The 23,734-nt window shown below is 68.1% G+C and carries 19 protein-coding genes; 7 read left to right on the top strand and 12 right to left on the bottom strand.

The window, feature by feature from the left end; translation table 11 throughout:
* Positions 1 to 22 precede the first annotated feature (22 nt).
* On the bottom strand, positions 23 to 949 hold the full coding sequence (locus U6958_RS28930) for a diguanylate cyclase (RefSeq protein ID WP_016447995.1): 927 nt from the start codon (positions 947 to 949) through the stop codon (positions 23 to 25).
* Positions 942 to 4,850 carry a response regulator gene (locus U6958_RS28925; protein WP_074922752.1) on the bottom strand — a complete coding sequence of 1,303 codons (3,909 nt, stop codon included), beginning with the start codon at positions 4,848 to 4,850 and terminating at the stop codon, positions 942 to 944. The genes U6958_RS28930 and U6958_RS28925 overlap by 8 nt, the downstream gene beginning before the upstream one ends.
* A gap of 267 nt (positions 4,851 to 5,117) precedes the next feature.
* On the opposite strand from U6958_RS28925, the gene ffh reads away from it, so the two are divergent.
* From ffh to U6958_RS28910, 3 genes are all read left to right on the top strand, one after another.
* Positions 5,118 to 6,512 carry a signal recognition particle protein gene (ffh, locus tag U6958_RS28920; protein WP_016447993.1) on the top strand — a complete coding sequence of 465 codons (1,395 nt, stop codon included), beginning with the start codon at positions 5,118 to 5,120 and terminating at the stop codon, positions 6,510 to 6,512.
* A gap of 93 nt (positions 6,513 to 6,605) precedes the next feature.
* A complete protein-coding gene (locus U6958_RS28915; protein ID WP_074922753.1) occupies positions 6,606 to 7,160 on the top strand; it encodes a C40 family peptidase in 555 nt (184 codons plus the stop codon).
* 86 nt (positions 7,161 to 7,246) lie between these two features.
* On the top strand, positions 7,247 to 7,642 hold the full coding sequence (locus tag U6958_RS28910) for a helix-turn-helix domain-containing protein (RefSeq protein WP_016447991.1): 396 nt from the start codon (positions 7,247 to 7,249) through the stop codon (positions 7,640 to 7,642).
* Between the two features lie 22 nt (positions 7,643 to 7,664).
* Here the strand turns inward: U6958_RS28910 and U6958_RS28905 are convergent, their stop codons facing one another.
* The 9 genes from U6958_RS28905 to modA all read right to left on the bottom strand — a co-directional run bounded on the left by U6958_RS28905 (position 7,665) and on the right by modA (position 17,641).
* Entirely contained in the window at positions 7,665 to 8,339 is a 675-nt protein-coding gene (locus U6958_RS28905; RefSeq protein WP_016453151.1) for a DUF1266 domain-containing protein, read from the bottom strand.
* Positions 8,336 to 9,553, bottom strand: coding sequence for a collagen alpha-1(I) chain (locus U6958_RS28900; protein ID WP_083393624.1), 1,218 nt, complete (start codon positions 9,551 to 9,553; stop codon positions 8,336 to 8,338). Before U6958_RS28900 ends, U6958_RS28905 begins: the two co-directional genes overlap by 4 nt.
* Positions 9,550 to 11,838, bottom strand: coding sequence for a hypothetical protein (locus tag U6958_RS28895; RefSeq protein WP_074922755.1), 2,289 nt, complete (start codon positions 11,836 to 11,838; stop codon positions 9,550 to 9,552). Before U6958_RS28895 ends, U6958_RS28900 begins: the two co-directional genes overlap by 4 nt.
* A 210-nt stretch (positions 11,839 to 12,048) precedes the next feature.
* Positions 12,049 to 13,377 carry a tRNA (N6-isopentenyl adenosine(37)-C2)-methylthiotransferase MiaB gene (gene miaB, locus U6958_RS28890; RefSeq protein ID WP_074922756.1) on the bottom strand — a complete coding sequence of 443 codons (1,329 nt, stop codon included), beginning with the start codon at positions 13,375 to 13,377 and terminating at the stop codon, positions 12,049 to 12,051.
* A gap of 156 nt (positions 13,378 to 13,533) precedes the next feature.
* Complete coding sequence (locus U6958_RS28885) at positions 13,534 to 13,935, bottom strand: hypothetical protein (RefSeq protein ID WP_016447986.1); 402 nt, start codon at positions 13,933 to 13,935, stop codon at positions 13,534 to 13,536.
* A gap of 73 nt (positions 13,936 to 14,008) precedes the next feature.
* Positions 14,009 to 14,929: a formate dehydrogenase accessory sulfurtransferase FdhD gene (gene fdhD / locus U6958_RS28880; RefSeq protein WP_061288075.1), complete on the bottom strand. Its 921-nt coding sequence runs from the start codon at positions 14,927 to 14,929 to the stop codon at positions 14,009 to 14,011.
* 52 nt (positions 14,930 to 14,981) lie between these two features.
* Complete coding sequence (modC, locus tag U6958_RS28875) at positions 14,982 to 16,112, bottom strand: molybdenum ABC transporter ATP-binding protein (RefSeq protein WP_074922757.1); 1,131 nt, start codon at positions 16,110 to 16,112, stop codon at positions 14,982 to 14,984.
* Positions 16,109 to 16,789 carry a molybdate ABC transporter permease subunit gene (modB, locus tag U6958_RS28870; protein ID WP_016447983.1) on the bottom strand — a complete coding sequence of 227 codons (681 nt, stop codon included), beginning with the start codon at positions 16,787 to 16,789 and terminating at the stop codon, positions 16,109 to 16,111. The genes modC and modB overlap by 4 nt, the downstream gene beginning before the upstream one ends.
* A 90-nt stretch (positions 16,790 to 16,879) precedes the next feature.
* Positions 16,880 to 17,641, bottom strand: coding sequence for a molybdate ABC transporter substrate-binding protein (gene modA / locus U6958_RS28865; protein ID WP_046237955.1), 762 nt, complete (start codon positions 17,639 to 17,641; stop codon positions 16,880 to 16,882).
* Positions 17,642 to 17,744: 103 nt separating this feature from the next.
* Here modA and U6958_RS28860 point away from each other — a divergent pair, with 103 nt between their 5' ends.
* The 3 genes from U6958_RS28860 (at position 17,745) to U6958_RS28850 (ending at position 19,570) form a co-directional block, all read left to right on the top strand.
* Positions 17,745 to 18,572, top strand: a complete 828-nt coding sequence (locus tag U6958_RS28860) for a TOBE domain-containing protein (protein ID WP_074922758.1) — start codon at positions 17,745 to 17,747, stop codon at positions 18,570 to 18,572.
* A gap of 215 nt (positions 18,573 to 18,787) precedes the next feature.
* The gene (locus U6958_RS28855; protein ID WP_074922759.1) at positions 18,788 to 19,066 is read left to right on the top strand and encodes a hypothetical protein; all 279 of its coding nucleotides are present in this window, start codon (positions 18,788 to 18,790) and stop codon (positions 19,064 to 19,066) included.
* 93 nt (positions 19,067 to 19,159) lie between these two features.
* Positions 19,160 to 19,570, top strand: a complete 411-nt coding sequence (locus tag U6958_RS28850; protein ID WP_047217464.1) for a hypothetical protein — start codon at positions 19,160 to 19,162, stop codon at positions 19,568 to 19,570.
* A gap of 81 nt (positions 19,571 to 19,651) precedes the next feature.
* Here U6958_RS28850 and U6958_RS28845 read toward each other — a convergent pair whose 3' ends face one another.
* Complete coding sequence (locus tag U6958_RS28845) at positions 19,652 to 20,809, bottom strand: MFS transporter (RefSeq protein ID WP_227468451.1); 1,158 nt, start codon at positions 20,807 to 20,809, stop codon at positions 19,652 to 19,654.
* Positions 20,810 to 21,545: 736 nt separating this feature from the next.
* Here U6958_RS28845 and U6958_RS28840 point away from each other — a divergent pair.
* Positions 21,546 to 23,714, top strand: a complete 2,169-nt coding sequence (locus U6958_RS28840; RefSeq protein ID WP_016447977.1) for a TonB-dependent siderophore receptor — start codon at positions 21,546 to 21,548, stop codon at positions 23,712 to 23,714.
* The last annotated feature ends 20 nt before the right edge of the window (positions 23,715 to 23,734 follow it).

Genomic DNA, 23,734 nt, shown 5'->3' with positions numbered 1-23,734 from the left:
CGTGGTTCGGAGCGCATTTTCTTCAGGGCTCGATGGCTGCCTCGATGCGATTGCGCCCCAGGGCCTTGGCCTGGTAGAGCAGGCCGTCCACCTTCTGCAGCCAGGTTTCCAAAGGCGCGGCAGACGGCTGCCGCACGGTGAGTACGCCGCAACTGACGGTGAGCAGCGGCGCCGTGGGAGAGGCGGCGTGGGCGATGGACAGGCGCAGCACTTCCTGGCGGAAATTCTCGGCCATGACCTGGGCGTCGCTTTCGCCGGGGAGGATGAGCGCGAATTCCTCGCCGCCAAAGCGCGCTGCCAGGTCGTAGGGCCGGCGCGCATGGCGCTGCAGCGTGGCGGCCACTGCCTTGAGCGCCTCGTCCCCCTGCACATGGCCATAGCAGTCGTTGTATTGCTTGAAGTGGTCTATATCAATAAGAGCCAGGCCCACGGACTCGCCCGTGCGCAGGCTGCGGCGGTGGGAGCGCTCCAGCATGTCGTCGAAGTGGCGGCGGTTGGCCAGCCCTGTCAGCCCGTCCACCATGGCCAGGCGCTCCAGGGCCTGGCGCTGCAGGGCCAGGCGTATCTGGTTGCGCACGCGCACCTCGACCACGGCGGGACGTATGGGCTTGGAGACATAGTCGGCCGCGCCCAGGCGCAGGCCGTATTCCTCGGCCTGGGCATTGCTCTGGCCGGTGATGAAGATGACGGCGATATGGGCGGTGCGCTCCTGGGCGCGCAACGCACCCAGCACCTCGTAGCCGTTCATGCCGGGCATGGCCAGGTCCAGCAGGATCAGCTGCAGCCGGTGGGCTTCGCGCTGGGCGATCACCAGCGCACCCGGGCCGTCCTTGGCCAGCAGCACACGGTAGTGGGGGCTCAGCAGCTCGGCCAGCATGCTGCGGTTCAGCCGTTCGTCGTCAACGATGAGGACCGTGGGCAGTTCCGGCCCGGTCAAGGCTTCAAACATCTGCAGCTCCCGGTAGGACCGTCCGGTTCACGGCCATGCTCCGCGCCAGCTGTTCGAGCGCCTGCAGCGCCGCCTCGGTTTCCAGGGACTCGGTGCAGCGCTGGATGCGCTGCAGCACGGACGCATGGCACCCGTCGACCAGGGGCCGCAGCCGATCCAGTTCGGCCATGGCGGCATAGTCGCTGTCGGCAATCTGCAGCCGCAGCCGAGCCAGGGTGGACGAGACTTCTTCCGCGGTCATCGGCTGCCGCTGCGGGAGGGGCGCGGCAGTGGTCACGGCGGTCACGGCGGCCGCGGACGCCACGGCCACTACGGCCGTCTGCCCGGACCGCCGGGCGATTTCCGCCAGCAGGCCCTGCAGTCCATCGGCCAGCGCCTGGACCAGGGATTGCAGATCGCCGCCGGGCCGGGCGTTGCCGCCATTGCCGTCGCCTGACAGGCAGGCTTGCGCACCGGTCTCGGCCATGGCCGACCATTGCTCCAGCAGGTCCGCGCCCAGGTAGCCCAGACTGCCCTTGAAGGTGTGCACCAGCGATGCCACGGTGTCCCAATGGCCGCTGCGCACGGCATCGCGCAGCCGTTGCGGCGCATCGGCAAAGTCCTGGGCAAAGCCTTCGATGGCGTGGAGCATGCGCGGCGATTGGCCGGCAAGGCGTTGCCGCAGCCGTGCCGGATCCCAGGCCTGGGCAGGGCTTGACGGCGTCGGCTGCAAGGGCGCGGCCGGCGCAAGCGCTGCCGTTGGAGGAGGGCCCGCGCGCAGGCAGCGCTGCAGTGTCTCGTACAGCAGCACATCGTCAACGGGTTTGGTCAGATGGGCATTCATGCCTGCGGCCTCGATCCGGGCGCGCTCCTCGACATAGGCCTGCGCAGTCAGCGCGATCACCGGAAGATGCCGCAGCGCGCTGCGCGTGCGGATGGTGCGCGTGACACTGAGGCCGTCCATGCCGGGCATGTGCACGTCCATGAGCACGGCATCGAAAGGCTGGGTGTCCAGCAGCTGCAGCGCCTGCAGACCGTCCTGCGCAGTCTGTACCGATATGCCGGCCTGCTCCAGCAGCTCGGTGGCCACCTCGCGGTTGAGTACGTTGTCATCCACCACCAGCACCCTGCGCCCAGGCAGGCCCGGGTAGCGCTGCTGTGGCGAGGGGCCGGCCGCCGGGCTTTCCGGCGGGGGCGATTCGGGGTCCCGCAGTGCCTCCCGGATGCACGAGCGCAGTGCCGATGCGGTCAAGGGCTTGATCAGCAGGCCCCGCGGGCCCAACTGCGCGGCCTGCAGCTGCACTTCGTCGCGCCCGAAGGCCGTGACCATGAGCGCAGCCGGGGTCTTGGCCAGGTCCTGCTGCTCGCGCATGCGGCGTGCCAGGTCCAGCCCGTCCATGCCGGGCATGCGCCAGTCCAGCAGGGCCAGGCCGTAGGGGGATTCCTGGCGTGCGGCCTCTTGCAGCATGTGCAGCGCCTGCATGCCGTCCGCCGCCGTATCGCAGCGCATGCCCAGTTTGCGCACCATGGCGGCCAGGGCCTCGCGCGCGCTGGCGTTGTCATCGACGATGAGAACGCCGGTGCTGCCCAGGTTGTCGTGGCCGTCCAGCGGCGCATCCGTGGCAGGCCGGACCTTGGCCGTGAAGCGGAAGTTGCTGCCCTGGCCGGGCTGGCTGCAGACGCTGATCTCGCCGCCCATGAGCTGCACCAGCCTGTGGCAGATGGCCAGGCCCAGGCCGGTGCCGCCGTGGCGGCGCGTGGTCTGGATGTCGGCCTGGGTGAAAGGCTGGAACAGCCGTTCGGCCCGCGATGCATCCAGGCCTATGCCGGTGTCGCGCACGTTCACGCACAGGTGGTGCAGGGGCGCTGCCGTGGCGTGCGCGCCGGCCTCCACCGGCGCGCACGCCAGCGGCGGCTCCAGATGCAGGGAGATCACCACCTCGCCATGCTCGGTGAACTTGATGGCATTGCCGACCAGGTTGGTCAGCACCTGGCCCAGGCGCAGCGGGTCGCCGCGCAACCGGGGCGGCAGGTGCGGGTCCAGCGCATAGACCACTTCCAGCCCCTTTTCCTCTGCGCGCAGCGCCGTGGAGGCCGAGACGGTCTCCAGCACATCGTCAAGGGCGAAATCCACTTCCTCCAGCGCCAGCATGCCCGCCTCTATCTTGGAAAAGTCGAGGACGTCGTTGATCACGGCCAGCAGGGCGCTGGCCGAGCGCTCCACCTTCTCCAGGTAGCCGCGCTGGCGTGATGTCAGCGCGGTCTGCTGTACCAGGCGCGTCATGCCGATGACGGTGTTCATGGGGGTGCGGATTTCGTGGCTCATGATGGCCAGGAAATCCGACTTGGCCCGTTCGGCCGCTTCTGCGGCCTCCTTGGCCTGCTGCAGCGCCTGCTCGGCCTCGCGCTCGCGGGTGATGTCCAGCATGATGCCGTCCCAGACCATGCCCTCGTGGCTGCTCCGGGGGGCCGATCGGCAGCGCAGCCAGCGGATCTCTCCATCGGGCCTGATCACGCGAAAGCGGCAGTCGAAGACCCGCAGCGTATCGACCGAGCACTGCAGCATCTGCTGGTAGTGCGGCAGGTCCTCGGGATGGATGGCATTCAGGTAGGCCTGACGGTCGGCCATGATGGCGTGGGCCGGCACGCCGATCAGGTTCTCTATGCCGGCACTGATGTAGCTGAGCCGCAGTTGCGCCAGGCCGCCTTCCAGGCGGTAGATGGCGCCGCTGGGCAGGTTGTCGGCCAGGGCTTCGAGGCGCATGCGTGCGTCCTCGCGTTCGGACAGGTCCTGCAGCGTGCCGCTGAGCGCGACGATGCGGCCTTGCTCGTCGCGCAGGGCGCGGCCCATGAGGCGGGCCGCGAACCTCCGTCCGTCCGGGCAGTGGTGCACGACATCGAGGCTGTAGGACTGGCCGGTGCCGATGCACAGCTGCACGGCAGCGGTGAGCCGGGCAAGATCCTGCGGTCCGAGCATGGCGCGCAGGGCATGGCGCGTCAGCGGCGGACCCTGGGGGTCCAGGCCGTTCATCACATACATCATCTCCGAGGCCTGGAAGTGCTCGGTGTCCAGCTCCCATGTCCAGCTGCCCAGGCGCGCCAGCTGTTCGGCCTGGCGCAGCACGTCGTAGCTTTTTTGCAGCTGGGACTCGGTCTGGCGCATGAGGGTGATGTCGCGCGCAATGCCCAGCACGCCCACGGTCCGGCCCTCGTCATTGCGGTAAGGAATTTTGGTGGACTGGAAGAGGCGGCGCTGCCCGTTGACCAGCAAATGATCCTCCGACACCACGGGGGCGTCGCTGTCCAGCACCCGGCGGTCGCTGTGGGTGAAGCTGCTGTCGGGGAACAGTTCCTGGTCGGTCTTGCCCACGATGTCTTCGGGCGTGCGCCCGGAAAAGCGCGCGGCGGCGGGGTTGACGAAGGTGTAGCGGCCCTGCCGGTCCTTGGCGAAGACCAGGTCGGGCGTTTCGTGCATCACGGCTTCCAGCAGGCGCGTCGAATCCTGCCACGGCCCAGTGCTTTTTCGCAGGAGCGGCTCCAGCTGCGCATCGGGCTGGCCGATCGGCTCGTCCTGGCCGGTGCGCTCGCTGAGCTCGTGCCAGGTGGTGAAGAAAAGCCGCCTGCCCGCCAGCGACTGGCAATAGATATGGAGCTCGGCGGGGAAGCTGGTGCCGTCGCGGCGGATCAGTCGGCCGCAGAGATGGGCCTGGCTGTCCACGGCCATGTCCTGCCAGGGACCGCGCCGCAGTCCGTCCGCGTCGGGCCACACGTCCATGATGCCCAGCCCCAGCATGGCGGCCTTGTGATGGCCCAGGCTGGCGCAGGCATGGGCATTGGCATCGAGCAGGCAGCCCTGCTCGTCAAACAGAAGAAAACCGTCGGGCACACGGTCCAGGAACTGGCCATACGGCGTATCGGGCATGAAGACTCCTAGGCGGTAGCAAGCCGGCACTGCACAGGGCGATAGCCATAATCTATGGAAACAGTGTGGATGTTACTGCCGGCCGGTGCCCGCTGCGCGGCAGGGAAGGCCGGTACTTACCCCTGCAGGGGCAGCGGGTAGAATCGTCGGGATCTGCAGGGTCCGTGCCGCGACCCGGCCCCGCCTGGCCCCATTCGGCAACCTGGCCCCGGCTGGCTCGCTGCAGCACACCTTTTCCTTTCCGACGACTCCAGTTCCTCCCCGCTTATGGCCTCCGCTCTGACCGACAAACTTTCGCGACTCGTCAAGGAGATGCGCGGCCAGGCCCGCATCACCGAATCCAACGTACAGGACATGCTGCGCGAAGTGCGCATGGCCCTGCTCGAGGCCGACGTGGCCCTGCCCGTGGTGCGCGACTTCGTTGCGCGCGTCAAGGAAAAGGCGCTGGGCCAGGAGGTGCTGGGCTCCCTGCAGCCCGGCCAGCTGCTGGTGTCCATCGTCAACAAGGAACTCGCCGCCACCATGGGCGAGGGCGTGGCCGACATCAATCTCAACGCCCAGCCGCCTGCCGTCATCCTCATGGCCGGCCTGCAGGGCGCCGGCAAGACCACGACCACGGCCAAGCTGGCCAAGCACTTGATTGAAAAGCGCAAGAAAAAGGTGCTGACCGTGTCGGGCGACGTGTACCGCCCGGCCGCCATCGAGCAGCTCAAGACCGTGACCGGCCAGGCTGGCGCCGAGTGGTTCCCCTCCACGCCAGACCAGAAGCCCCACGACATTGCCGTGGCCGCGCTGGACTACGCCAAGCGCCACTTCTTTGACGTGCTGCTGGTCGATACGGCCGGCCGCCTGGCCATCGACGAGCTGCTGATGGCTGAGATCAAGGATCTGCACGCCACGCTCAAGCCGGTCGAGACCCTGTTCGTCGTCGATGCCATGCAGGGCCAGGATGCGATCAACACGGCCAAGGCCTTCAAGGAGGCCCTGCCCCTGACCGGCATCGTGCTCACCAAGCTCGATGGTGACTCGCGCGGCGGCGCGGCGCTGTCGGTGCGCCAGATCACGGGCGCGCCCATCAAGTTCGCCGGCGTGTCCGAGAAGATCGACGGCCTGGAAGTCTTCGACGCCGACCGCCACGCGCAGCGCGTGCTGGGCATGGGCGACATCGTGGCCCTGGTCGAGCAGGTCACCAAGGGCGTGGACATGGAGGCCGCCCAGAAGCTGGCCGAGAAGGTCAAGAGCGGTGACGGCTTCGACCTCAACGACTTCCTGGCCCAGATCCAGCAGATGAAGCAGATGGGCGGCCTGTCCAACCTCATGGACAAGCTGCCGGCACAGCTCACCGCCAAGGCCGGCCAGGTGGACATGGACAAGGCCGAGCGCGAGATCCGCCGCAAGGAAGGCATCATCTGCTCGATGACCGCCAAGGAGCGCAAGAAGCCCGAGATCATCAAGGCCACGCGCAAGAAGCGCATTGCCGACGGCGCGGGCGTGCAGGTCCAGGAAGTCAACCGCCTGCTCAAGGAGTTCGAGCAGATGCAGGAGATGATGAAGAAGATGAAGGGCGGCGGCCTCATGAAGATGATGAAGCGCATGGGCGGCATGAAGGCCATGAAGGGAATGATGGGCGGTGGCGGCGGCATGCCCAAGCTGCCGTTCTGAGCGGGCCGGGCCCCGCCGATGGACAGTCAAGCCGCAGCACAGCCTGCGGCTTTTCTTTGGCCGCTGCGGGGCTTTGTGAGAACATGCGGCGCCATGAAGGCTGGCGTTTCGACTTCCCTTGCGGCTTCCCGCGTGACTGCATCGCGGCTGTCTCGCCGTGGCTGGGGCCTGCTGGCGGCGGCTGCGCTGCTGGCCGGCTGCTCGTCTGCTCCCCGCAAGGGCGCGGGTCCCGGGCCTGCTCCTTCGCCGCAGGCCCTGAACCTGGATGGCGAGTTGCGCGAGGCCCTGCTGGCGCGCACCATGCTCGTGGTCAACACGCCGTATACCTACGGCGGCAATTCGCCCGACGGCGGTTTCGACTGCAGCGGCCTGATCCAGTGGGCCGTGGGCGGCATTACCGAAAGCCGCCTGCCGCGCACCACGGCCCAGTGGGCGCAGTTCAGCAATCCCGTGGGCAGCCGCAGCTTGCAGCGCGGCGACTTCGTGTTCTTCAACACCCTGGGCTCGCGCTATTCGCACATGGGCATCTTTGTGGGCAACGGCCAGTTCGTGCATGCGCCGTCCAGCGGCGGCACGGTGCAGCGCGTGCGCATGGACAACCCCTATTTCGCCAGGCGCTTCACCGAAGCGCGCAGCATCTTCGCCTGAGCGCCTGCCAGGCAAGGCGCCGGGCTTGGCGCCGGCTCTTGAATCGATGGTCCAATGAGAGCTCCATAGAAATCCAGGGTTTCGGAATGGATAACAAGCTCGAATTCGCACAGCGCCTGCGCCAGGCCATCGAGGCTGCGGGTCTGGAGCCGCGGCCCAGCGTGCTGCTGAATCTGTTCAATTCCAGTTACTGGGGTCGGCCGATTTCGTTCCAGGCGGTTGCGCGCTGGCTCAACGGCGAGGCCGTGCCCGAGCAGGACAAGCTGGTGCTGCTGGCCGAGCTGCTCAGGATCGAGCCCGAAGTGCTGCGCTTTGGCGACCCTGCCCAGCGGTCACTGCCGCCTCAGCACGAATGCCAGGAACCGGGCGTGGGCTATCTTGAACGCGAAACCTTCGACGCCTTTCTGAGGCTGCCCGCGCCGCAACGCCAGGTGGTGCGGGAGGTGATCCTGACCTTCGCCAAGGTGCACGGCGAAGGCTGAGGGCCGGGCCACCGGGCAGCCGTCACCGCACCGCCTGCGGCTGCCAGGGCATGGCATGCCAGGGATGGCGCGGATCGGCCACCCATTGCTGCACCTCCTCGGGCGTCACGCTGCGGCCCAGCACGTCGGCCCGGCCACGGGCCAGCCATTGGCTGCGGCCCCGCGCATAGGCCTGGCCGAAGGCCTGCCAGCTGTCAAAGCAATCCCGCGCGCGGCATGCGTTCAGGTGAAGGATCTGCTGGTGCAGGGCCTCGTCCAGCCAGCCCAGCAGCCAGGCACATCGCACGTGGAAGGCCACGCGCGCGCAGGCAAAGGCCATGGCGGCATGGGGATCGTCACCGGCCTGCAGGCGCTGCAGGTCCAGCGTGAACCAGCGCTGGCGCAGGCCGTCGGGCAACTGGCGTGCGATCTGGGCATCGTCCAGGTCGGTGCGCAGGCCCAGGTGGTGCAGCACCATGGGGCGCAGCTGGGTGGTCAGGGCGTCGTCGGCACCATGGAGCTGCCGGTCTGCAAAGCCGCCCTGGATGGCGTGAAAGGCCATGGGATGGGCCAGGGCCAGGGCCCAGTCCAGCGCCGCATCGCCGCTGCGGTAGCTGCTGAAGTCGCCGCGCTGGCGCGCCGCACGCCTGCGGCGCAGGCCGGCGCGCACTGCCCACCAGACCAATGCAGACAGCACAACAAGAGTGAAGGCGTTCATCGCGGATTTCCTGTCCTGCCCGGCGATCCTGCCCGGCGCCGCGCCAGCTCCAGCGACTGCTGCAGGGCCGCGCTGCGCGGCATGCGCTCGAAGGCGGGCACGGGCACGGTGTCGCGGCGTGCCGCGACCAGCCATTGCATCAGGGGCGACCGGATATCCAGCTGCTCCAGCAGCGCCGGGTGGGCCTGGAGCAGCCACAATTGCTCGGCTTCGGTGTGCAGCTCGCTGGCCGCGCACCAGGCGCCGGTGTGGCCCGAGGCCAGCAGATGCGCCGGACGGCGCACGATGCCCATGGCCAGGGCATCCGTCGGCGCCTCGCCATCGGCATCGAGGTGGTTGAGCAGGGCCAGCACGTCGGCCAGGTAGCGCGCAATCGGCGGGCGGTTCTGCTTGCCCTTGATCTGGTCGATGCGCAGCCGCCCATCGTCCCGCACCTGGGCGCTGACGGTGATGCGCGGCTGGGCCGTGCCCGTGCGGTAGCTGAACAGGCGCAGCCGGCCCTGCTCGCAGGCTTCGGCGTAGTGCTCGCCGTAGCCGCCGCGCAGCGCGCCGCGCGCGCTGAACTGGCCCAGGCAGTGCCGCATCATCTGGCTTTCATAGGCCATTTCGGCGCGCAGGTCCGGGCTTTGGGAATCGAATTCCACGAACACGCCCAACTGGCCCCGCAGCAGCGGACGCACGGCGCCGGGCCGGTGCTCGGCCCAGCCGCTTTCGCTTTTTCTGGCGAAGGCCAGGTGCTCCAGCGTCCAGCGCGCCAGGGCCTGCGGGCAGTTGATGCGCTGCAGCTTGCCCTGAAGCGCCGTGCCGCGCCGGGTGGACAGGAACTCCAGCAGCCGGCTTTCCAGCGCTAGCAGCGGGGCGCTGTCAGGCTCCACCCACCACAGCGGTGCGCTGGCGCCGGCCGCAGGGCTGTCCTGTAGCGGTGGCTGGCGGGCCGCATGTGCGCGCAGGCGCTCCAGCGCCCAGGCGGCAGGCTCGGTGCGCCTGTGCAGGCGCAGCAGTTCGGCCTGCGTGGAGATGGGCTGAACGGCCGGCGGATCGGCGTCGAGGTTGCCGATCACGTGGCGGTAGAAGTGGTTGGCCAGCCAGGCCGCGATCTCCTGACTGTCGCCGCGCGCCGCGCTGCGCTCGCGGATGCGCTGCTTGATGTCCGGCGCATTGACTACGTCGCGCGGGCGGTAGGCGCTGGCTGCCGTGGCGGCTCCCGGGTTCACCACAGCTTCCACCAGGGCTTGCTGTCCGAGTGCAGCTTGAGGCAGCGCTGGAGGCCGTCCCTGGCCATCTTGTGCTCGGCCTCGCTGTCATCGGGGGTGAGCTTGGCGATGGCCTCGCGGTGCAGGGCCACGGCCTGATCGATGGGGCCGCAGCTTTCCATGGCGCAGGCCAGGCGGCGCAGCGTGTAGCACTCGCCCAGGGCGCGCACTTCGGGCAGCAGGGCCTCCAGGCGGGGGCGCACCACGTCGCCATGGCTTTCGGAGAAGAAGTCGAGCAGGGACATCAGGGCCGCCAGGTAGTCGCGCCGCTGTTCGCGCTGCTCGTCTGCGTCCAGTTCCTCGAACCACTGGTCCAGGCGTTCCAGCCAGATGCCGATCTCGCCCGCGCGGCCGAGCTGGTAGAGCGCCAGCGCCACGCTGGGGAAGTAGTCGGTGGGGCAGTGGCGGCTGTAGCCGTAGTCCTGGGTGAAGTGCCACAGCTGCTCTGCCGCCGTGACGATGCCGGGTCGGTCGTCACGGCGGATGGCACACCACAGCAGGCCGTCATGGTGCTCGGCGAAGGGGCTGCTGGACAGTCCCTTGTGGTGCAGGGCTGCAGCCTCTTCATAGCGCTGCTGCGAGCGGTACTTGATGGCAAGGTTGTTGCAGAGCATGGAGTAGACGTGCAGGTGCGCGTCCTTGTACCTGCCCTGGCCGCTGGCCCAGAAGGCTTCGAAGCGGGCCAGGCCCTCTTCGTAGTAACGCTGCACCAGCGGCTCGCGCACCTCGTCGTCCGGCACCTGCCGGCCTTCGCCCATGAGGGAGGCCAGGTCGTCCTCGTCATCCAGCGTCACGCCCACCGCATAGCACCAGTGGGCGCCGAAGCCCTGGGGAAAGGGCCGCTGCAGCGCCTGTGCGGCCGGCAGCGCGGCAAAGCGCGCGGCCCAGAGCATGGGCAGCAGTTCGGAGTTGGCGTGCCGGGGCTGCTCGCCCACGCCGCGCTCGAGCAGCGGCAGGGCCTGTTCCCATTGGTGGTTCCTGGCCAGGCGCCAGCCGTCGATCATGTCCAGCAGCGGATGGCCGGGCGCCTGGGTGCGCGCCAGGGCCAGGTAGTCGTCGGCGCTTCGCGCAGCAGCCGGGCTGTCTTCCAGGATCTCCTGCATGTCGGAGTCCAGGCCGGCCCAGGCCAGGATCAGCGCCCAGGCGGGGGCGTGGGCGGTGTCGCTGTCCACCATGCGCAGTGCCAGCTCATAGCCCTGGCGGGCCGATCCGGGGCGGCTGTGCAGCACGCTCTCCAGCGCCAGGTCCGCCGCATCGGCCAGGCGGCCCGCCTCTTGCAGCCATTGCAGCACCAGGCCGCTGAAGGCGTCGTCGGAGTCGTCCACCAGGCCGAAGCGGCCCAGCTCGGCCAGCTGCAGCGCGGCCTCTGGCTGGCCCATGGCATGGCAGGCCATGGCCTGCAGCCGTGCCTCATGGACCTTGCGGTGCGCGCGCACCGCCTGCGATGCGGCGGGGCTTTCCGTGCGGGCCAGGTGCTGCTGCGCCGCCATCAGCACGGCCGGAACGCTTTGCGGGGCCAGCGGCAGCACTTCGCGCGCAAGGTGCAGCCAGTCGTCGAAGTCCACGTTCTGGTCGGCGTCTGCCAGGGCCAACTGCGCCGTGGCGGCCTGCACATGGCGCACGGTGGCCGGCACATCGCCGCGCAGGCGGGCCAGCTCGGCCTTGCGCAGGCTGGCACGCGCGTCGCGGCGCGCGGGGGATGCCTCGCCGTCGGGGTCGCTGCGCTCGTGGCTGCGCTGCAGGTCCACGCCTTGCTCGGCCAGTTCCCAGGCCTGGGCCTCGCGGGCCAGGTAGTGCCAGCCATTCCAGTAGCGATAGGGCTCGCCGGTGTGCGGCAGCCGGCCCATGAGATCGGCGGCAGGCGCGAGCAGGGCCACGCCGCCTTCGCGGTCAAAGCGCAGCCGGCTCTGGATGTCGCTGAGCGCCAGGCTGGCCGTGGCCAGCAGGTGGTTGTCACCCTGCAGGTGCTGCAGCGTGGCATCGCGGTGCTCGCGCAGCAGGGCGTTGGCGGTCTCGGGCCGTTCCAGGTCGAGCCAGAGATCGTGCAGACGCTCCAGTTCGCTCACCGTGGCCGGCGCGAAGCGCTGCTGCGAGAGCAGCTCCATGACGGCCGCCTGGCGTTCGGCCGGGGCGATGGGGCTGGTTTCATCTTCCTGTTGCAGCAGGTCGTGCGCCTGGTCCATGAAGGCATGCAGGGCTTCGCCCTCAAGGATGGCCTGGGCGTTGGCGGGCTGGGAGGTGTTCATGGAATCGATAGCAAGCAAGCGAAGCTGGAAAAGCCATGCAGGCCGACAGACCTCAGGGCGGCAACCCGCGATGCTAGCGGGCCGGCCCGCGCCAGGCCAGTGTGGCCGGGATGTTTTCACGTCCTGTTACATGCAAAAAGCCCGGCATTGCCGGGCTTTCGTTACGCAAGAGGTCGCTGGGCCACCGGGGCCGCAGGGATCGGGTTGGGATCAGTGGCGCACCACGACTTCGCCGCGCAGCGTGAAGGTGCGTGCCTCGGTGATCTTCACATCGATCATCTGGCCGATCAGGCGTTCGTTGCCCGGGAAGTTGACCACGCGGTTGCACTCGGTGCGGCCCATGAGTTCGCTGCCATCGCGCTTGGACAGTCCTTCCACCAGCAGGCGCTGCACCGTGCCCACGCGCTCGTCGCTGATGTCCTTGATGTTGTTGTTGATCACGGCCTGCAGCTCCTGCAGGCGGCGCAGCTTGACCTCGTGGGGCGTGTCGTCGTGCAGGTTGGCGGCCGGCGTGCCGGGGCGGGGGCTGAAGATGAAGCTGAAGCTGTTGTCAAAGCGCACGTCGTGGATGAGCTTCATCATCTTCTGGAAGTCTTCCTCGGTCTCGCCGGGGAAGCCCACGATGAAGTCGCTGCTCATGGCCATCTCGGGCCGGATGGCGCGCAGCTTGCGGATGGTGCTCTTGTATTCCATGGCCGTGTAGCCGCGCTTCATGGCCATCAGGATCTTGTCGCTGCCGTGCTGCACGGGCAGGTGCAGGTGGCTGACCAGCTTGGGCAGCCGAGCGTAGGCCTCGATCAGGCGCGGCGTGAATTCGTTGGGATGGCTGGTGGTGTAGCGGATGCGCTCGATGCCGGGGATCTCGGACACGTATTCCAGCAGCAGGGCAAAGTCGGCGATCTCGGCCGTGTCACCCATCTTGCCCAGGTAGGCGTTCACGTTCTGGCCCAGCAGCGTGACCTCCTTCACGCCCTGGTCGGCCAGGCCCGCGACCTCGACCAGCACGTCCTCGAACGGGCGGCTGACTTCCTCGCCGCGCGTATAGGGCACGACGCAGTAGCTGCAGTACTTGGAGCAGCCTTCCATGATGGAGACAAAGGCCGAGGAGCCTTCCACGCGCGCCGGTGGCAGGTGGTCGAATTTCTCGATCTCGGGAAAGCTGATATCGACCTGGGGCTTGTGCCTGGCGGCGCGTGCATTGAGCAGCTCGGGCAGGCGGTGCAGGGTCTGCGGGCCGAAGACCACGTCCACATAGGGCGCGCGCTTGATGATTTCCTCGCCCTCCTGGCTGGCCACGCAGCCGCCCACGCCGATGAGCACGCCGCGTTCCTTCAGGTGCTTGTAGCGGCCCAGGTCGCTGAACACCTTCTCCTGTGCCTTCTCGCGCACCGAGCAGGTGTTGAACAGGATCAGGTCGGCCTGCTCCGGGTCGTTGGTGGACTCGTAGCCCTGGGCTGCGCCCAGCACATCGGCCATCTTGTCCGAGTCGTACTCGTTCATCTGGCAGCCGAAGGTTTTGATAAAGACTTTCTTGGACATGGTGGGGTTCCGTCAGGCAGCCGCCGCACTGCAAGCGGCGGTCTGCAAAAAAAGAAGATGGCCGGGCCAGGGCGGGCGCTGTGCTCCCTGGCCCGAGCCGCTGCGCCCCGCAAGCTGCGGGCCGCATCCATCGTGTGCGTGCGGTGTGCGCCGGCCTCAGTTGAAGAAGCGGTGCAGCATCGACTTGGGCTTGTAGTGCTTGTCGGCCTCGGCCTTGGTCAGGATCCAGGCCTGGTGCAGCCACTGCGTCTGCGGCTCGATCACATAGCCCACCACGAGCTTGCTGCCCTGGTAGTTGATGGCCTGCACCAGCGTGCGCTCGGGGCTGAACAGGCGAAAGCCCGGGCTGGTGCGAATGGTCTTGCCGTCGATTTCGACCACGGGAAACTGCGCGGTCACGACCAGCTCGCCGAACTGGGCCTGCGGCGGGAAGTTGCGTGTCTCGTTGGAGGGCAGGCCCTGCGCGGCCGCGCCCAGGCTGGCGCAGGCCAGGCCGGCGAGCAGGGCGCCGGCGCACAGGCGGCGGACGGCGGAGAAATGGGGCTTGCAGCGGTTCATGGTGTACATCCAGGGGCTGAACCCGCGATTCTACGAACTTGCCGCTGCGCGGGCGCGGCACTCGGGCATTGGGTCAGGCGCGGCCCGGCGCATACAGCACGGCCTTGGGCGGCCGGCACAGGCCCCAGAAGCGCAGGCCGGTCAGCTCGGCCATCTGCACACCCATGGCCGTGGGGGCGGAGATGGTGGCCAGGGCGGCGATGCCGACCCTGGCGCATTTGCGCACCAGCTCATGGCTGCCCCGGCTGGAGAGCACGACAAAGCCGGCCTCGCCCAGGCGGCCGGTGCGCGAGAGGCGGCCGACCAGCTTGTCCAGCGCGTTGTGGCGGCCCACGTCCTCGAGCACATCCGTCAGTTGCCCGTCCAGCCCTGCCCAGCCTGCGGCATGCACGGCGCCGGCTTCGGCGTTGAGCCGCTGCAGCGGCGGCAGGGCATCGATGGCAGCGCACACCGTGGTGGCATCGACACGGGCGATCCAGTCGTGCGCGGGCAGGGGGTCGAAGGACAGGTCCAGCGCCGCGAAGCTGTCCACGCCGCAGACGCCGCAGCCTGTGCGCCCGCTCATGCTGCGGCGCCGGTCCTTGAGGCGCGTGAAGCAGCGCGAGGCCACGTCCAGCTGCACCTCGATGCCGTCCATGCCGGACGGAAGGCCTGCCGCTTCGGCGGCCACGGCCCGCACCTCGATGCCGTAGCAGTCGGCGCCGCTGTCCAGGATGCCCTCGGTGAGCGCAAAACCCAGCGCAAAGTCTTCCAGGTCCGAGGGCGTACCCATCATCACGGCATGCGAGATGCCATTGAACACCAGGGCGATGGGGACTTCGCTGGCCAGCACCTGGGGTTCGGGCTGGAGGCTGACGGCGCCGCCATCGGCGATCCGGTGGCGCACCACCGCATGCGTGCGCAGTGCGGCAATGGCGGGCGCGATGGCGCAGGCAGCATCTGCCGGGCCCGAGTCCGGGGCGGGTGCGGGAGCGTGTTCGGTGGTGGCGTTCATGGCGTGGGCCGCGCAGGCGGCCTGCGCATGATATCGGTGCCGCCGCGCAGCTTCAGTCCAGCAATGCCATGCCCTTGATCTGGGCGAAGACATGCATGCCCGGCGCAATGCCCAGCTGCCGGGCGGAATGCAGGGTGATGCGCGCCAGCAGGCGGGATGGGCCCAGCTGCAGCGAGACCATGACCTGGCCCGGGCCGTCCTCGCGCAGATCCTGCACGGTGGCCGCCAGGATGTTGAGGATGCTGCTGTCTTGTGGGTGCTGCAGGCTCAGGCTCACATCGCGCGCTTGCACGCGCAGCTGCACGCTCTCGCCGATGGGGCGCGGGCGGGCCATGACAAGGCGAAGGCGCCCGCCGTCGAAGGACAGCGTGCTCAGGTGGGTATCCGGATCGTGCTGCCGGATCTGCGCACTGAGCATGGCCGCTGCCGTGTCGCCCATGCTCAGCGGCAGGTCCAGCCGTGCCAGCAGTTCGCTGGTGGCGCCGGCCGCGACGATGCCGCCTGCCTTGAGCAGCACCAGGTGCTGGGCCAGGCGCGCTACCTCGTCGATGGAGTGGCTGACATAGACCACGGGAATGTCGAGTTCACGGCGCAGCTGGTCCAGGTAGGGCAGGACCTCGGCCTTGCGCTGGGCGTCCAGCGCGGCCAGGGGCTCGTCCATCAGCAGCACCCGCGGGCTGGTGGCCAGCGCCCGCGCAATGGCCACGCGCTGGCGCTCGCCGCCCGACAGGGTGGAGGGCATGCGGTCCATCAGGTGGCCTATGCCCAGCAGTGACACGGCCTGGTCCTGGGACACCTTGCGCCGCGCGGCGGGCGTGCGCCGCATGCCGTAGTCGATGTTGCGCTGCACGCTCAGGTGCGGGAACAGGCTGGCCTCCTGGAACACATAGCCCAGGGCGCGGCGGTGCGTGGGCAGCCACTGGCTGGCCGCATCGTCCTGCCAGACCTCGCCATTGACGACGACACGGCCCCGTGCGCGCTCCAGCCCCGCCAGCGCGCGCAAGCAGGTGGTCTTGCCGCAGCCCGAAGGGCCGAACAGGGCCGTGACGCCGCGCCCGGGCAGCTGCAGCAGCACATCGAGGCGGAAGTCGGCACGCTCCAGCGCCAGCGCAGCAAGGATTTGCGAAGGGCTCGCGGCGGGCGGGGCGCCGGCCGAAGCAACGGGAGAGAAGTCAGTCATCATGCGCGGCGCTCCTCGCGCGGCTGCAACAGGTGCAGGGCCAGCAGCACCAGGAAGGAGAACACCACCATGCCGCCGGCCAGCCAGTGGGCGTGGGCGTACTCCATGGCTTCCACATGGTCGTAGATCTGCACCGAGACCACGCGCGTCACGCCGGGGATATTGCCGCCCAGCATCAGCACCACGCCGAACTCGCCCACGGTGTGCGCGAAGGTCAGCACGGCTGCGGTGATGAAGCCCGGCCGCGCCAACGGCAGCGCCACGGTGAAGAAGCGGTCCAGTGGCCCCGCGCCCAGGCTGGCCGCGGCCTCCATGGGGCGCGTGCCCAGCGACTCGAAGGCGCGCTGCAGCGGCTGCACCGTGAACGGCAGGGAATAGACCAGGGACCCGATGACCAGGCCTGGAAAGGTGAAGGGCAGGGTGCCCAGCCCCAGCGCCTGCGTCAACTGGCCCACGGGGCCATTGGGCCCCATGGTCACCAGCAGGTAGAAGCCGATCACCGTGGGTGGCAGCACCAGGGGCAGCGCCACCACGGCGCCAATCGGGCCGCGCCAGCGCGAGCGCGTATGGGCCAGCCACCAGGCCAGCGGCGTGCACAGCGCCAGCAGCAGTACCGTGGTCACGCTGGCAAGTTTCAGCGTCAGACGTATGGCGGCGTAGTCGTCGGCGGTAAGAATCATGCTGGAAGAATTCAGTGGTTCGCAGCGCTGGCGTCGTCCCCCTACCGCGCAGCGGGAGGGGGGAAGGCGCGTCAGCGCCTCAGGGGGAGCCTAGAGCCCGTAGCCGTAGGAGCGAATGATGGCACGCGCTTTATCAGCACGCAGGTACTTCATCAGCTCGGTGGCGGCTTCGTTGTCCTTGCCGCTGTTGAGCACGATGGCGTCCTGGCGGATGGATTCGTGCATGGCGGCGGGCACCTGCCAGGCCGAGCCTTCGCGCAGCTTGCCGTTTTCCATCACCTGCGACAGGGCCACGAAGCCCAGCTGGGCATTGCCCGTGGCCGCGAACTGGTAGGTCTGGGCGATGTTCTCGCCCATGACGATGCGCGGCTGCACCTGGGCCGTGATGCCCAGCTTGTCCAGCACTTCCATGGCGGCCGTGCCGTAGGGCGCGAGCTTGGGGTTGGCCACGGCGATGTGCCTGTAGTCGCCGGTCTTGAGGACCTCGCCCTTGTCGTCCACATAGCCGGGCTTGGGGCTCCACAGCACGAGCTGGCCGATGGCGTAGGTGAAGCGCGAATCGGGCAGGCCACGGCCTTCCTTGGCGATCTTTCCGGGCGTGGTGTCGTCGGCGGCCAGCAGGATCTGGAAGGGCGCGCCGTTGACGATCTGCGCATAGAACTTGCCCGTGGCGCCGAAGGACAGCAGGGCCTTGTGGCCGGTGTCCTTCTCGAACTCGGCGGCGATCTTCTGCATGGGCGCCGTGAAGTTGGCGGCAACGGCCACCGACACTTCGGCAGCCTGCGCAGCGACACCGCCCAACAGGGCAAGGGCGGCAAAGGCGGTGGCACGCAGGGGCTGGTTCACGTTCATGGGTCTCTCGCTATTCCGTTGGTGAATAGCGCAGTGTAACGACCTGAAAATGCGCATGCAGGGTGCAGGCGTTTTGCTTGGCGGGAAATAACGCTTGGCGGGCATGATGTCGCGCATGACTGCCGACGCTCCTGCTTCACCCTCCGATCTGGCGCCCGCGCTGGGCCATGACCTGGCTGACCGCCGCCTCGCCATCCTGCGCCATATCGCAGCAGGGCATTCGATTTCACAAGCGGCGCGCGAGGCCGGCGTCAGCTACAAGGCGGCATGGCAGGCGCTGGATGTGCTGACCAATCTCGCGGGCTGTGCCCTGGTGGAGCGCTCGGTCGGCGGCGCCGGCGGCGGCGGCGCGCGCATCACCGCAGCCGGGCAGTCCCTGCTGGCCATGGCCGATGCGCTGGAGCAGGCCCGTGCACAGGTGCTGCAGCGCTTTGGCGGGCCGGCCGGCGTTTCCTCGGCGGCTCCCGGACTGGGGCTGGGCCTGCGCACCAGCATGCGCAATCTGTGGCCTTGCCGGGTCGGGGCCCTGCAGGCGCAGGGTGTCCAGGTCCGCGTCTGGATGCTGCCCGATGGCGGTGGCGATGCACCAGGCATTGCCGCACGCATCACCGCCGAAAGCGCCCAGTTGCTGGGCCTGGCCCCTGGCCTGCCCGTGATGGCGCTGTGCAAGGCCACTGCCGTCCAGGTGCTGCCAGTGGCGCCGCTGGCCGGTGCGCAGGGCCTGGCCAATGCCTGGCCTGCCAAGGTGCAACGCCTGGCCCGTGCCGAGGGGGACGGACCGCGCGAAGTGGTGGCCAGGCTGCCCTGGGGCGGCAGCGGCGTGGGGTATGCGGCGCAGCAGGCGCAAGGCGAGCCCTGGACGCTGCGCACAGGACGCAAGGTCTGGCTGTCGGTGCCGGAGTCCGCCGTGGTGCTGGCCGTGGCCGACTGACACGACTGACCTGACAGGGTCGATTGAGCTGACTGTGCCGATTGGGCGTCGAGAAGGCCGCAGCGCGTTGCGCGTGCGCTGCAGTGGCTGCAGATTCGGACGGGTCTTATGGCGCATCCCGGGCGGGATACGAAAAATTGTGCCGCAGCGCAACCTGCGCGCTCCGGTGGCGCAGGCTTTCCCGGCGACCGATCCATCGAAACCTCCCTGGCCCCATGACCATCCTGAAATTGCGCAGGCAAGAGAAAGTGGCGTTCTACACCGCCTTGCTGTGTTCGTCCGTCGCGGCGTTCATCTTCTTCGCGTCCCAGGACGTGGCGGACAGTCTGGAGCAGCGGCTGGGTGCGCTGGCCATCTGCATCGTCATCGGCGCCGTGGTGACCCTGTTCAATCACTGGTGGTTCAGAGTCTGGGGCTGGCACCTGGTGCCGGTCACCCTGCTCCTGTTCTATGGCGGCACGCTGGTCGCAGGCTGGCTGTTTGGCGGTCGATGATCGCGATGGCGCCGAAGGGGAACCTGCCGCAATGCTTTGCGTCGAAGAGCCTTTGCGACTGCCTCCCAGGCCTCACACGGCCTTGCCCCTGCCATGAAGACCACCCTGTCCGCCGCCCTGATCTGCCTGTTCCTGTCTGCCCCGGCCCTGGCCCGTCCGCTGGACCCGGCGCCGCTGGATGCCTCGCAGTTCAACCTGGGACTGGTCGGCCTTGCCGGCGAGATTTCGCCAGCGGAGCGGCACCTGGAGGCCATGCTCAGGCGGCCCGAGGCCAATGCCGTCCTGCTGTCGGTGATCGACGATCCGCGCCGATCTCCCGTGGCCAAGCTCTATGCGCTGTGCGGGCTCAAGCGCATGGGCAGCGGCGGCTACGAGGCAGCGCTGGTCAAGCTGCGCGGCTTCGAGGGCCAGGTTTCCGTGATGCTGGGCGACCAGATGTTCCAGGAAGACATCCGAGAGGCGGCAGACCGCATCGAAAACCTGGAATGCAGCGAGGGCGGCTGAGCCCCGGGCCGGCCGGTCCCGGGACAAAAAAAGAGCTGCCATCGGCAGCTCTTTGCATGGCAGGGCCGTTGCCCGCACCGCTCAGGACAGCTCGCGCCCCTTGAGTTCGGGGATCAGAAAGGCCGTGGCCAGCATGTCCAGCACATAGATGGCCGCCAGCAGGGCGATCGCCACCTGGAACGAATAGCTCATGGCCAGCGCACCGATCACCACCGGGCCCAGTCCGCCCACGGCGCGGCCGATGTTGAACAGCACGTTCTGCGCGGTGGCGCGCGCCTCGGTGGGATAGGCCTCGCTCATCACGGCGCCGTAGCCGCCCATCATTCCGTTGACGAACAGGCCCATGAGGGCGCCTGCCCAGAGCATGGCCGCAGGGTCGGACAGCTGTGAATAGAGCACGACCATGATGACCGAGCCCAGCTGGAAGATCAGGAAGCTGGGCTTGCGGCCGATGCGGTCGGCCAGCTGGCCGAAGACCCAGATGCCGACCATCATTCCCACCACGGTCACGGCAGTCCATATCGAGGACTTGGTCAGGCTGAAGCCCAGTTGCTTGGACAGGAAGCTGGGCATCCAGATCATGATGCCGTAGTAGCCGAAGTTCTGGACCGAGGTCAGCACGATCACACCCAGGCTGACCTTGGCCGTGGCGCGGTCCTTCACCAGCAGCTTCAGGCTTTGCAGCACCGGCACGCGGGCCGACGGCGTGGCGGACTGCTGGCGCTTCACGAAGACCTCGGGCTCGTGCAGCTTGTTGCGGATCACCCAGGCCACCACGGCCGGGATCACGCCCACCAGGAACATGCCGCGCCAGCCGATGAGGGGCAGCAGCAGCGGCGTCAGCAGCGCCGCACCCAGCACACCCATTTGCCAGCCCAGGGCCACGTAGGACGAGACGCGCGCGCGGTGGCGGGCAGGCCAGGCCTCGGCAGCCAGTGCCATGCCGATGCCGAACTCGCCGCCCAGGCCGATGCCCGCAATCGTGCGGTAGGCCAGCAGGTCCCAGTAGCCCTGCGCGAAGGCGCACAGGCCCGTGAAGACTGCGAACAGCATGATGGTCCAGGTCAGCACGCGGATGCGCCCGTAGCGGTCGCTGAGCAGGCCGAAGAAGATGCCGCCGAACACGGCACCGATCAGCGTCCAGGTCACCAGCGAGCCGGCCTGGCCCGGCGTGAGGTGCAGGTCGGCCGAGATGGCCGACAGCATGAAGCCCAGGATCAGCAGGTCGAAGCCGTCCATGGCATAGCCGACGGCCGAGCCGGCCAGGGCCTTCCAGCTGTAGCCATTGACCTGGGTGGCATGGGCGCCGGCATGCGTGTCTGTGCTGGCGCCGGCAGCATTGGCTGCGAGCGCCCCGGAGGAAGTGGTGGTCACGTGAAGATCCTTGAAAGCCAGGACGGCGCGCGCTCTCACTGGGGTGTGGCACCGCGCAAAACGCCTGCGCCGCCGGCTGAGCCGGCGTGCGGGCACGCTGCGCGTGTGCTGCATCCTGGGAAGGCGATGGGCACGGGAGTCCTGGTGGGAAAACAAGCTGGGCGGCCGGCATGCCGGAGCATGGCAGGGGCTGCGCGCAAAGACAGAGCGCAAGGTGCAGCGCCAAAAGACCGCTTCTGCAAAAAGCGAAAGCCCTGAATCGGCTGGGCGATCAGGGCTTGGAGGCTGCGGGCAGGCCCGGTGAAAAGGGCGCTCCCATGCGGGCGGGCGCAATGGTAAGGGAAGTGGCCGGACAAGGCAAGTAGGGCAGTCTTGCCAGACAGCTTCTACGGCATGGACGGCTGGTACTGCCCGGCGGGCGCGGGACGGATTCGGGTGTTGCGCGGATGCAGCAGCCCCTGTGCTGCCGATGGCCCAGACAATTGAAGAAACGATAATGAGAACAAATCGCATTCGCTTTCTCTTCGTGCCCTTCGACCCATCGGAGGGCATGGCGAGGAAGTTTTTTTATTGCCGTATTGCTGTTCTCCCGGAGCATTTCATGCCACTGCATCGCCTTCAACCCGGCCATCGCCCTGCGCCTCTTGCGCTGGCCATCTCCCTTGCCATCGGCGCCCTGTCCGCTCAGGCTCAGGCATTGCCGGACACGCAGAACCCGGCCACGCTGCCCACGGTCAACGTGATCTCCAACCAGTTGGGCGAGGTGACCGAAGGCTCGGGCTCCTATACGCCGGGCACCATTGCCACAGCCACGCGCATGGTGCTGACGCCGCGCGAGACGCCGCAGTCCATCAGCGTGGTCACACGCCAGAAGATGGATGACTTCAACCTCACCTCCATCGACCAGGTGATGGAGCACACGCCCGGCATCAGCATCGTCACCTATGACAGCGAGCGCACCGAGTACTACGCCCGCGGCTTCGCCATCCAGAACTTCCAGTACGACGGCATTCCGATGATGCGCGACTCCGCGTACTCGGCCGGCAACACCCTCAGCGACATGGCGATCTATGACCGCGTCGAGGTGCTCAAGGGCGCAACCGGCCTGCTCACGGGCAGCGGCACTCCGGGCGCGACCATCAACCTGATCCGCAAGAAGCCCACGCGTGATTTCCGCGGGCATGCGTCCATCTCTGCGGGCAGCTGGAGCAACTACCGCACCGAGGTGGATGTGGGCGGCGCACTCAATGCAAGCGGCAGCGTGCGCGCGCGTGGCGTGGCCGCCTACCAGGACAAGGACTCGTTCATGGACCGCTATTCGCGCAAGACCGCGACGCTGTACGGCATTGTGGAAATGGACCTGACGCCACGCACTTTGCTGACGCTGGGCGGCGATGCGCAGAACAACCGTCCGGTCAACTCCACCTGGGGCGGCATTCCGCTGCTCAATGCCGATGGCCAATTCAATGACATGCCTCGCTCGCACAACAACGGCACGCGCTGGAGCCGTTGGGACCAGTACACGCGCACGGCCTTTGCCACGCTGGAGCACAGCTTCGGCAACGGCTGGGTGGCCAAGGCGCAGTTCAACCACCAGATCAACGGCTACAACGCCAACCTGGGCGCGGCGGCTGCGGGCTTTCCCAACCCGGCCGACGGCTCCGGCGTGTCGCTGTGGCGCGGCCAGTACATAGGCCGCACCACCAGCAATGCGCTCGATGCCTACGCCAGCGGGCCCTTCTCGCTGGGCGGGCGCGAGCACGAACTGGTGCTGGGCGCCAGCGTAGCGAGGCGCCACTGGAAGAACGATGGCTACTGGCAGCTGCCCGCCGACTATGTGTCCACGGTCAATGACTACTACCACTGGAATGGCGATTCGCGCCTGCCGGTGTGGGGCGCCTCACCCGACTACGTGAACAGCGAAGTGACCAAGGAGCAGGGCTTGTACACGGCGGCGCGCTGGAACCTGGCGGCCGACCTCAAGCTGATCACGGGCGGGCGCTGGTCCAACTATCGCAACCAGGTGCAGGGTCAGCGCGAGACCGGCGTTTTCGTGCCCTATGTGGGCGCGATCTACGACCTCAATGGCAACTATTCGGTCTACGCCAGCTACACCAGCATCTTCAGCCCGCAGTCCAAGCAAAACGAGAGCGGCAAGGCGCTGGACCCGCTGCGCGGCAACAACGCCGAGGTCGGCGTCAAGGCGGCCTTCATGGACGGCCGCCTCAATGCATCGGCGGCGCTGTTCCAGCTTCAGCAAGACAACTTCGGTATCGAGACCGGCGGCCTGACGCCCGGCGGCGCCACGGCCTACCGGGCCGTCGATGGCGTCAGGACGCGCGGCTTCGAGGCGGAGATATCCGGCCAGATCACGCCCGCCTGGCAACTGCAGGCCGGTTTCTCGCATGCCATTTCGCGCGACCAAGGCAAGCGCGTGGCCACGCTCACGCCCTCCAACCAGTTCAGCCTGCACACCAGCTACAGGCTGGACGGCCCGCTTTCCGGCCTGACGGTGGGCGGCGGCGCGCGCTGGCAGGACAAGACCTGGGGCGACATCTCCACGCCATCGGGCGGCACGGCCGTTCACACCGTCAAGGGCTACTGGCTGCTGGACATGATGGCGCGCTACGAGTTCAGCAAACAGCTGTCGGCCACCGTCAACGTGCGCAACCTGCTGGACAAGAAGTACTACACCATTTTCAGCTACTACAGCACCTACACCTGGGGCGAGCCACGCTCGGTGAATGTCAGCCTGAACTACAAGTTCTGAGGCCGGGCCCGCGCTGCGCC

Origin of the sequence: Delftia lacustris (genome assembly GCF_040267515.1) — a bacterium.
In the GTDB taxonomy this organism is placed as follows: Bacteria; Pseudomonadota; Gammaproteobacteria; order Burkholderiales; family Burkholderiaceae_C; genus Comamonas; species Comamonas tsuruhatensis.
Note: the sequence above shows the minus strand (reverse complement) of the source record. Positions and strands in the feature narration are given on the sequence as shown.